We start from the raw sequence: 7,536 nt of genomic DNA, 5'->3' as shown, positions 1-7,536 counted from the left end.
TGGCGAATTCGACGTCATCGGGAATCCCAGCACGTCGACAACGCTCGCGATCCTGTGTCCAGGATTTGGGCAAGTACAAGGCGCGGTCCAGGAAGGCATGCCCTGCCTGACTGGCGTAGAGAAGAAACACGCCGATCTGGCTATTTTCAATTCGACCGGCGGTGCCACTGTACTGGCGTTGCACGCCGGCCGAGTGCTGACCTTTCTTGATAAAGCCGGTCTCGTCCAGGACCAGGACACCGTCAGGTGACCCCAACGTATCGATGACCCACTGGCGGAGGACATCGCGTGCCGCCTCCGCATCCCAGCGGGCACGATCCAACAGGTACTGCACCCCATCTGGGGTGGCATCGCCGAGCCACTCGGCAAGATGCCAGCTATTCTTGCGTTCGCACTGACTGAGCAGCCCCTGAATGTAGCGTAAGGCACGATCGCGCGTTTCAGAGCGCGGAAAGAGCGGGCTTAACTGATCTGCCAGGTCATCCAACAATACTGAGACAGAGAGATCGAGTTCCTGCATCCTTCACCGTGTAATTGTTTCCGTATCAATCACATGCATTGTAGCTTATTCAATTACGACTGTAGTACTAGGGACGTCCCCCGATTTCCCCGCTTGACGCCTCGCCCGGCGATGAAGGTTTGGCGTGGATGGAGATCGCTGTCGAGCAGGGTCACGTCGGCATCATGCCCAGCGTAAGCGGCCATTCCGGCAGAAGGCCCGGTAGACTAAAGTATTATGTTCGTTTACGAACAGATGAGCCGCCATTGGTTGCGTAGAGTGACATCAAATATTGTGAAGGGACTGCCTGTTACAGGAAATTTCATCCTTCGGAAGGAGAAGGTGATGTCACATCTTATGGATCTAAGTGCGTATGAGTTCGGAGGTGCTAGCATTAATAACCATCTGGCAGACTTGGACGAATTCGGGTCAAACCCGGGCGGACTGAATGCCAAGATATATATACCGGCGGATCTGCCCGCCGGTGCACCGCTCGTCGTCGTTCTACATGGTTGTAAACAGACAGCAGCGAAGTACGACGAGGGTGCCGGCTGGTCTGAAATTGCTGGCCAATATGGCGTTGCATTGCTTTTTCCCGAGCAGCGGAGCTTTAACAATTGGCTTCTAGGTTTCAATTGGTTCAAGCCTGGCGACAGCAATCGCGGCGCTGGCGAGCCACTCTCCATTATTCATATGGTTGAACAAGTGGTCAGAGATCATGGCATCGACCCCGAGCGTATCTTCATCACAGGATTGTCCGCAGGCGGCGCCATGACGTCGGTCATGCTTGCGACCTACCCGGAAATCTTTGCTGGCGGCGCCATCATCGCCGGTTTGCCTTATGGCAGTGCCTACACAACCCTGGCGGCACTACGCCGAATGAAGGGGCGCGGATCCCCGACAGCACAACAGCTTGAAACACGGCTGCGTAATGCCTCGGCGCATGAGGGGCCTTGGCCAACACTGTCGGTCTGGCATGGAAGCTGTGACCATACGGTTGATGCCTCGAACGCCAACGCAATCCTCGGGCAGTGGCGAGCGCTTCATAATCTTGAGAAAAGGCCATCTAGTACACACATCATCAATGGCTATCCCCGGCGAGTATGGAGTGATGTCGAGGGTCACGAACTTATTGAAGAATACAATATTAGCGGGATGGGCCACGGCACACCGCTGAAAACGCATGGTAAAAAGAGTTACGGCTCGAGAGGCGCCTTCATGCTTGATGTGAATATCTCTTCCACGCGTCACATTGCTGACTTCTGGGGCTTGAGTGCAACGTGAAGTGCTCCAATTGGAGCGGACACCCCGATAAGCCTCAGAATGGAGGCAATGAAGGTATTCATGACCAAGAAGGGCGATCTCAAGTGCCAAGCGCAACGCTATTGAAGGGTGCTCGGACCGGCGCCGGATTTCCTCAGAACCTCGGCGTAGACTTCCAACGGCGTTCGCCAGTCCATGGTCCTGAGTGGCCGTCTTTTCGGTGAGTCAGCGATGTTATCGAGTTCTTCCAGGCTGTAGACCGATAGGTCCGTGCCCTTCGTCAAGTACTGCTGCCACAGCCCATTGGTGTTCTCGTTGAAGCACCGCTGCCATGGGCTTTGGCTGGGCAACTATATCCTGATTATTATCCAAATCCATTGAACTGGCTGAGTGGATCCGCCGTGGTACCGAAGCTCTTGAGTTGCCTGGTGGCCAGCTGCCATGACATGACTGCAAGTATCGAGGTGGTGAGTGTGGGTTAGCGCACCGATACAGATCACAGGCAAGGCTATTGTTATCATGAACAAACCCTGCGCCTCGATAACTTCATGTTGAGGTTCAGGCCTTGATATCAGCTATCCACAGGATAAGTTTCATGAAAAAGCACTAAGTCGAAGACCAAATGAATGAGGAGTACCAGACGAAATGATATATAACCCGATGAGCATGATGGCCGCGTGGATGAAGGTCGCCTCTTCGTACAACACGATGATGCTGTCTGCCGGTGAGGTGATCGCACGTCGCACAATGATGATGGCCAGCGGCGCGATGACCGGCCCCGAAGCCATGGGCATGGTGATGGAGAAGGCGACGATTTTTTCCACAGCGATCGAGCGAGCGGCAGTGGCGGCGGCCAGTGGTGCCGATCCTGTGCGGATCACGGCGGCGGCACTAAAGCCATACAGCACCAAGACTCGATCTAATGTTCGCAAACTGCGGCGGTGAGCGGAGTATCCTCCTCAGGGGTAATTGCTACCAAGAAGATCAGCAACGTAAAACTGCCATTTGGAATACTTGTCGGGACCCGACATTTATGCAGCTTGATGTCCATGAACCTGCTCCCGAATGAATTGCTGAAGAAGCTCTCTGGCGGCTAGCAGAGGATAACTTCTATAGGCGATTCGATCATCAGGGACCCTACAACTACGTGACTTCATCACGAGTCAAATTTTGATATACACCAAGACCGACTACCAATAAAATAGCTGAAATTAACAAAAAAGTGGGGTAGATCAGCGTAGTAATATCTTTTGACCCGGCATCAAAAACGAACACTAGGGATTCCAGACTTATAGCAATGACAATTATGGCGAGAAATTTTATTAAAGTCTGCCTCTGTTTTTCAGGCGACTTCGTAGCACTGCTGCTAAAAACTGCTTCTTCCAACAAGAATTTGGACACATCAAAAACAGCCATTCCAATTACGATCAAGCCGATGGCATTAAGAAGGGCTGCGATAAGCAAGGTCTTTTCGTGTAATGAGAGCCATATATCCCATAAGGCAACGCCCATCATTGTGAGACTTATAACCCCCAAGCTCAAGCTGATAAGCCCATAAACAACACGCCCTATCCAATCAGAAATATTTTTCGCCTTACTCATCTTTTCTCCGATCCGCCAATTGATTTTCTGGCATATATTACTGCTAACACCAAGTTATAGCGCATGTGGCATAACACGGACCGAGATGCTCGATGTCTTTGTCGAGATTGCCGCTTTGGGTCGGAATACGACGAGCCTCCGGCACGAATGCGGCGGAGGCTCACTTTAAGGCATCAAGGACTTGATAGCCGTTATTATTCCATTTCCTTAACAATCATCTCGATCATTTCCTCGATTGCCTCAACCCTCTCCTCGAGCGCCGCGACTTTACCCTCCTTTTCAGCCGTCTGGATGTAGTTTTCTTGAATCTTTTCCCTGTGTTCCTGGATGGCTGCGGAATCCATGGCCAGGACGGAACCGGTCATCATCAGGCTAGCGAGCAGGCCGGCAGTAAGAAATTTTTTCATCATTATTTCTCCTCGTTTTAACGATCCTCTCGGGTCTAGAGTGCAGTTCCCTTCGCGTGGAAACTCCATTCAATATGGACACGAGACAAAGAATCGTCTGTGCGGTAGCACTCATTGAATCCGTGAGCCTGGCCCCTTTTAGTACTTCTATCTCCCTGACCTCCATGGCAATGTAGCGACCATAATCATTCACCCAGACAGTTCCATGCCCAACGTCAAGTTCCGCGTCAGTCGCCGCACACTCAACAGCCACGTCGGGCTATCCATCATCAGGCAGTGCTTTGAGATCGCTGGTGTCGACAGTATCGACAGCCGCTATCCCGCCGTAAGGCTGGTGGCAGTTGATAGACAGTCATAATAATCCCACTCACTGAAATGAAGGCCGTATGCTTGGAGTGCTCCGGCCGAAAAGGGGTGCTTGGCGTCTCCGCTGAGAGTTAGAGTGACTTCTTAGCCGGCCGGATAATGATCTCGTTGACGTCGACATCCGCCGGCTGCTCGATGGTGTAGGCGACCACACGGGCGATAGCATCAGCATCGATAGCCATCTCGTACATTTCATCCACGCCTTCGGCTGTCTCTGGATCGCTGATGGTGGACGTCAACTCGGTGGCAATGGCCCCGGGGGAGATGTTGGTGGAGCGGATTTCCCCCTCGCCTTCCTGGCGTATACCCTCAGCGTGGTGCAGCGTTCGTAGGGGCGGTCACGTAGTTCCTCTCTAAGCGCAACGAGCGCAGCATAGCGCTGTGCGTTGGGAACCTGATTAAGAGAGCGAACTACCACCTCACCTGGGTAAGCTTCAATACGTTGCTTCAGTGGTACAACTTGTACCCCACTGACGACTTCACCACTATCAATATCCTCAGCCCGGGCATGCGCGATTGACGCACCCAGCTCCTCAACGCCAAGGCCGTATTACGCCGAGAGCTCGTGCTCAATGGCGGTGGCCACAAACTGATTGAGGCTCTGCCCCTTAGCAGTGGCAGCATCGACGGCGTTCTTGTGTAGATCTTCAGGTAGGCGCACCTGGAACTTGCCGGAGTAGGACTTGGTAGGCTCGATGTCACGCTCACGGCACACCTCAAGGAAGACGCGTAGCGATACCCGGCCTTCCTCACGCAGCTTAGCCACACTGTCGGCATAGAAGTCGGCACCGCCGTTTAGGCCGGTGAACTCGCCGCGGAACATCTCGATATCCGGGTCGTACTGAATGACGGCGCGATAGCCGTCAATGATCATAACGTTGTTCACGGGGTCTCTCCGTTCTCTTCCAGCCACTTGCGGATGCTGGCCACCGCGCCCTTGTCGGTATCCGGTGAAGGGTGGGGGCGGTGGAAAACGCGCACTTCACCAAACAGCACAACAGCGATACGCGAGCCTTCCTGTTCCTGGACCTCAGCGCCCAACCCTTCGAGCAGCGATTCAATGTCGCTCCACGGGATCGATCCCGGCGTGGGTCGGCTGAAGATGGCGGCCAGCGTCTTGGCGTGTTTTCGTTTCATGCTTTAATGATACTATATTATAGTACCACTCTCCATAACGCACCAAACTGCCCTTCCGTTGAAGGCCGATTGCGGGCGAGGCGACAAAATCAAGATTGGTGCTTATCTGAAGTGGTCCCCGAAATTCGGACCAGGCGCTAAGCTCTGATCAGACTGACCAGGAGACTCTGATCATGAGCAAAAAACGTCGGCAGTACAGCAGTGAGTTCAAGGCCAAGGTGGCCCTCGCTGCCCTGAAGGGCGACGAGACCACCTCGGCATTGGCGGCTCGCTTCGAGATCCATCCGTCCATGGTGAGCCAGTGGAAGCGTGAGCTACTCGATAACGCTGCCGGTCTCTTTGAGGGTAGCAGTGGTAAGCCAGCCCAGAAGAGCCAGGAGGAGATCGACACCCTCTACCGCGAGATCGGTAAGCTGACGATGGAACGGGATTTTTTATCACGCAGGCTCGAGCGTTGAGCCGGGCGCAGCGCCTGGCCATGATCGAGCCGCCGACTCCCGATACACCCAGCCTGCGGCGTCAGTGCCAGCTACTGGCCATCAGTCGTTCGTCGCTGTACTACCAGCAGCGCGAGTGGCTGGCCGAGGATCTGGTGCTGATGCGCCTGATTGATGAGCAGCACCTGCTGACACCGGTCTACGGATCACGCCGGATGACCGTCCATCTCAATCGACTGGGCCACCGGGCCAACCGCAAGCGAGTGCGGCGATTGATGCGCCAGATGGGGCTCCAGGCCATCTATCCGCGACCGCGGACCAGCTTGCCGGGCAAAGGGCATCGAATCTATCCCTACCGGCTACGTGGACTGGCGATCAATCGACCGAATCAGGTGTGGACGACCGACATCAGCTATGTGCCGCTGGCACGTGGATTCATGTATCTGGTGGCCGTAATGGACTGGCACAGTCGTCGAGTGCTGTCCTGGCGAGCCTCTAACACGCTGGATACGGACTTCTGTGTCGATGCGCTGGAGGAGGCACTGGCACGTCACGGGCCGCCGGAGATTTTCAACACAGATCAGGGATTCCAATTCACCAGCCAGGCCTTCACCGACGTTCTGGAGGCTCATAGCGTAATCATCAGCATGGACGGCAAGGGTTGCTACCGGGACAACATCTTCGTGGAGCAGGGAAAACGCATGAAAAAAACCTACACTGCAAGAATGTCAGCAAGGTACGTCTCATCCAGCGCCGCTTTCTTCTGTTTACGACGAATTCCGCCTTTGAAACGCGTCTCACCTTTGAGGTAATTCAGCGCAATATGCCGGACCCTGGCGCGGTTTTCCGCCGCCTGTCCGCGGTGGATTTTGCAGGCATCTTCACGGAGAGCGACATCCAGAGACCAGTGGAGTTTATTCTCGACAAACCAATGCTGGCGGGACGCTTCGGCGAGCTTTTTGGCGCTCAGTTCGCCTGAGCTTATGTAGTAGCGAATCATCGGAACCTCAGGGGCTTCGTCACCTTCCTGACGAAAACTCATGACCACACCCACCGTTTTCAAACCTGGCCACTCGTAGCTAAGCTCTTGAAACTCATCAGTAAGCTCGCTGACGATGTGGTAGCGAGTTTCTTGCCGCCCCAGGTTCTTTTCATCTGTGACATAGGCATCCCCATCGAAGTTAACCACCTTGGCCATGGGGAACGCCGCCTCAAAGGCAGCTGCCAAGGCTGGCTGATTTTCCTTCACCGAGAGTAAGTAATCCGCGCCCTTCTGCAGGACCTGAGTGGCGATCTTCTTTTGGCAACCCATGGCATCGATCGTTACCAGACAGCCCTGAAGATTCAGTAGCTTGAGCAGCTCAGGAATCGCCGTTATCTCGTTGGACTTCTCGGCTGTCTTGACCTGTCCCAAGACCACCCCATTTGCCGCACTGAAGGCGCTGACCATGTGAATGGCGCCCTTCCCCTTACCTCGGCAATAAGAGCCGCGCAGTGTCTTGCCATCAATGGCCACCACCGCCCCATCGGTGACGTCATGGCAGGCCTTCATCCACTCGGCAAAGGCTGCCTGCAACTGCTCGGCACTCACCAGGGCCATCACCCGAGCCAAGGTGTCGTGACTGGGCACCCCAGCACCAAAATCGCCGTACTGGCTAAGAAAATCCAGCTTTGCGTTACCAAAATCCTCGATTTCGTCCCAACCCTCGGCACCACAAATCACCGCACAGACGGTCAGAAACAGGATATCCGATAGCTGATGCTGCACTTTCCAAGCCTGACGGAAGTCGGGAACGATCGATAAATGGTGCATGAGAGACGGTGT

General features: G+C 54.4%; 9 protein-coding genes and 2 pseudogenes. 4 read left to right on the top strand and 7 right to left on the bottom strand.

From position 1 onward, the window contains the following. The coding region (locus tag HF027_RS15260) for an IS701 family transposase (RefSeq protein WP_168017108.1) at window positions 1-520 on the bottom strand (520 nt) is incomplete at its 3' end. Window positions 521-736: 216 nt separating this feature from the next. Here HF027_RS15260 and HF027_RS15255 point away from each other — a divergent pair. Next, complete coding sequence (locus tag HF027_RS15255; RefSeq protein ID WP_245184881.1) at window positions 737-1,783, top strand: extracellular catalytic domain type 1 short-chain-length polyhydroxyalkanoate depolymerase; 1,047 nt, start codon at window positions 737-739, stop codon at window positions 1,781-1,783. Between the two features lie 98 nt (window positions 1,784-1,881). On the opposite strand, the pseudogene HF027_RS15715 reads toward HF027_RS15255, so the two are convergent. Further along, a pseudogene (locus HF027_RS15715) lies at window positions 1,882-2,100 on the bottom strand (IS30 family transposase); the annotation flags it as partial. A 307-nt stretch (window positions 2,101-2,407) separates the two neighbouring features. On the opposite strand from HF027_RS15715, the gene HF027_RS15250 reads away from it, so the two are divergent. Next, on the top strand, window positions 2,408-2,707 hold the full coding sequence (locus tag HF027_RS15250) for an antibiotic ABC transporter (RefSeq protein ID WP_168017106.1): 300 nt from the start codon (window positions 2,408-2,410) through the stop codon (window positions 2,705-2,707). Window positions 2,708-2,905: 198 nt separating this feature from the next. On the opposite strand, the gene HF027_RS15530 is transcribed toward HF027_RS15250, so the two are convergent. The 4 genes from HF027_RS15530 to HF027_RS15225 form a co-directional block, all read right to left on the bottom strand. Next, window positions 2,906-3,364 (bottom strand): general glycosylation pathway protein, encoded by a 459-nt coding sequence (locus HF027_RS15530; RefSeq protein WP_209316474.1) that lies wholly within the window; start codon window positions 3,362-3,364, stop codon window positions 2,906-2,908. 194 nt (window positions 3,365-3,558) lie between these two features. Next, window positions 3,559-3,771 carry a hypothetical protein gene (locus HF027_RS15240; protein ID WP_209316473.1) on the bottom strand — a complete coding sequence of 71 codons (213 nt, stop codon included), beginning with the start codon at window positions 3,769-3,771 and terminating at the stop codon, window positions 3,559-3,561. 916 nt (window positions 3,772-4,687) lie between these two features. Next, entirely contained in the window at window positions 4,688-5,023 is a 336-nt protein-coding gene (locus tag HF027_RS15230; protein WP_168017103.1) for a type II toxin-antitoxin system HicB family antitoxin, read from the bottom strand. Then, a complete protein-coding gene (locus HF027_RS15225) occupies window positions 5,020-5,274 on the bottom strand; it encodes a type II toxin-antitoxin system HicA family toxin (protein WP_168017101.1) in 255 nt (84 codons plus the stop codon). The genes HF027_RS15230 and HF027_RS15225 overlap by 4 nt, the downstream gene beginning before the upstream one ends. Window positions 5,275-5,447: 173 nt before the next feature. Here HF027_RS15225 and HF027_RS15220 point away from each other — a divergent pair, with 173 nt between their 5' ends. Beyond that, window positions 5,448-5,732 (top strand): transposase, encoded by a 285-nt coding sequence (locus HF027_RS15220; RefSeq protein ID WP_168017099.1) that lies wholly within the window; start codon window positions 5,448-5,450, stop codon window positions 5,730-5,732. Between the two features lie 20 nt (window positions 5,733-5,752). Continuing rightward, a pseudogene (locus HF027_RS15215) lies at window positions 5,753-6,403 on the top strand (IS3 family transposase); the annotation flags it as partial. 20 nt (window positions 6,404-6,423) lie between these two features. On the opposite strand, the gene HF027_RS15210 reads toward HF027_RS15215, so the two are convergent. Next, window positions 6,424-7,524, bottom strand: coding sequence for an ISAs1 family transposase (locus HF027_RS15210; protein WP_168017110.1), 1,101 nt, complete (start codon window positions 7,522-7,524; stop codon window positions 6,424-6,426). Between the last annotated feature and the right edge of the window lie 12 nt (window positions 7,525-7,536).

The organism is Halomonas salinarum (genome assembly GCF_012062845.1).
Lineage (GTDB): Bacteria > Pseudomonadota > Gammaproteobacteria > Pseudomonadales > Halomonadaceae > Onishia > Onishia salinarum.
Note: the sequence above shows the minus strand (reverse complement) of the source record. Positions and strands in the feature narration are given on the sequence as shown.

Coding starts and splice junctions, on each gene's coding strand:
- HF027_RS15255 (WP_245184881.1), top strand. CDS start 737: ATGTTCGTTTACGAACAGATGAGCCGCCATTGGTTGCGTAGAGTGACA.
- HF027_RS15250 (WP_168017106.1), top strand. CDS start 2,408: ATGATATATAACCCGATGAGCATGATGGCCGCGTGGATGAAGGTCGCC.
- HF027_RS15530 (WP_209316474.1), bottom strand. CDS start 3,364: ATGAGTAAGGCGAAAAATATTTCTGATTGGATAGGGCGTGTTGTTTAT.
- HF027_RS15240 (WP_209316473.1), bottom strand. CDS start 3,771: ATGAAAAAATTTCTTACTGCCGGCCTGCTCGCTAGCCTGATGATGACC.
- HF027_RS15225 (WP_168017101.1), bottom strand. CDS start 5,274: ATGAAACGAAAACACGCCAAGACGCTGGCCGCCATCTTCAGCCGACCC.
- HF027_RS15220 (WP_168017099.1), top strand. CDS start 5,448: ATGAGCAAAAAACGTCGGCAGTACAGCAGTGAGTTCAAGGCCAAGGTG.
- HF027_RS15210 (WP_168017110.1), bottom strand. CDS start 7,524: ATGCACCATTTATCGATCGTTCCCGACTTCCGTCAGGCTTGGAAAGTG.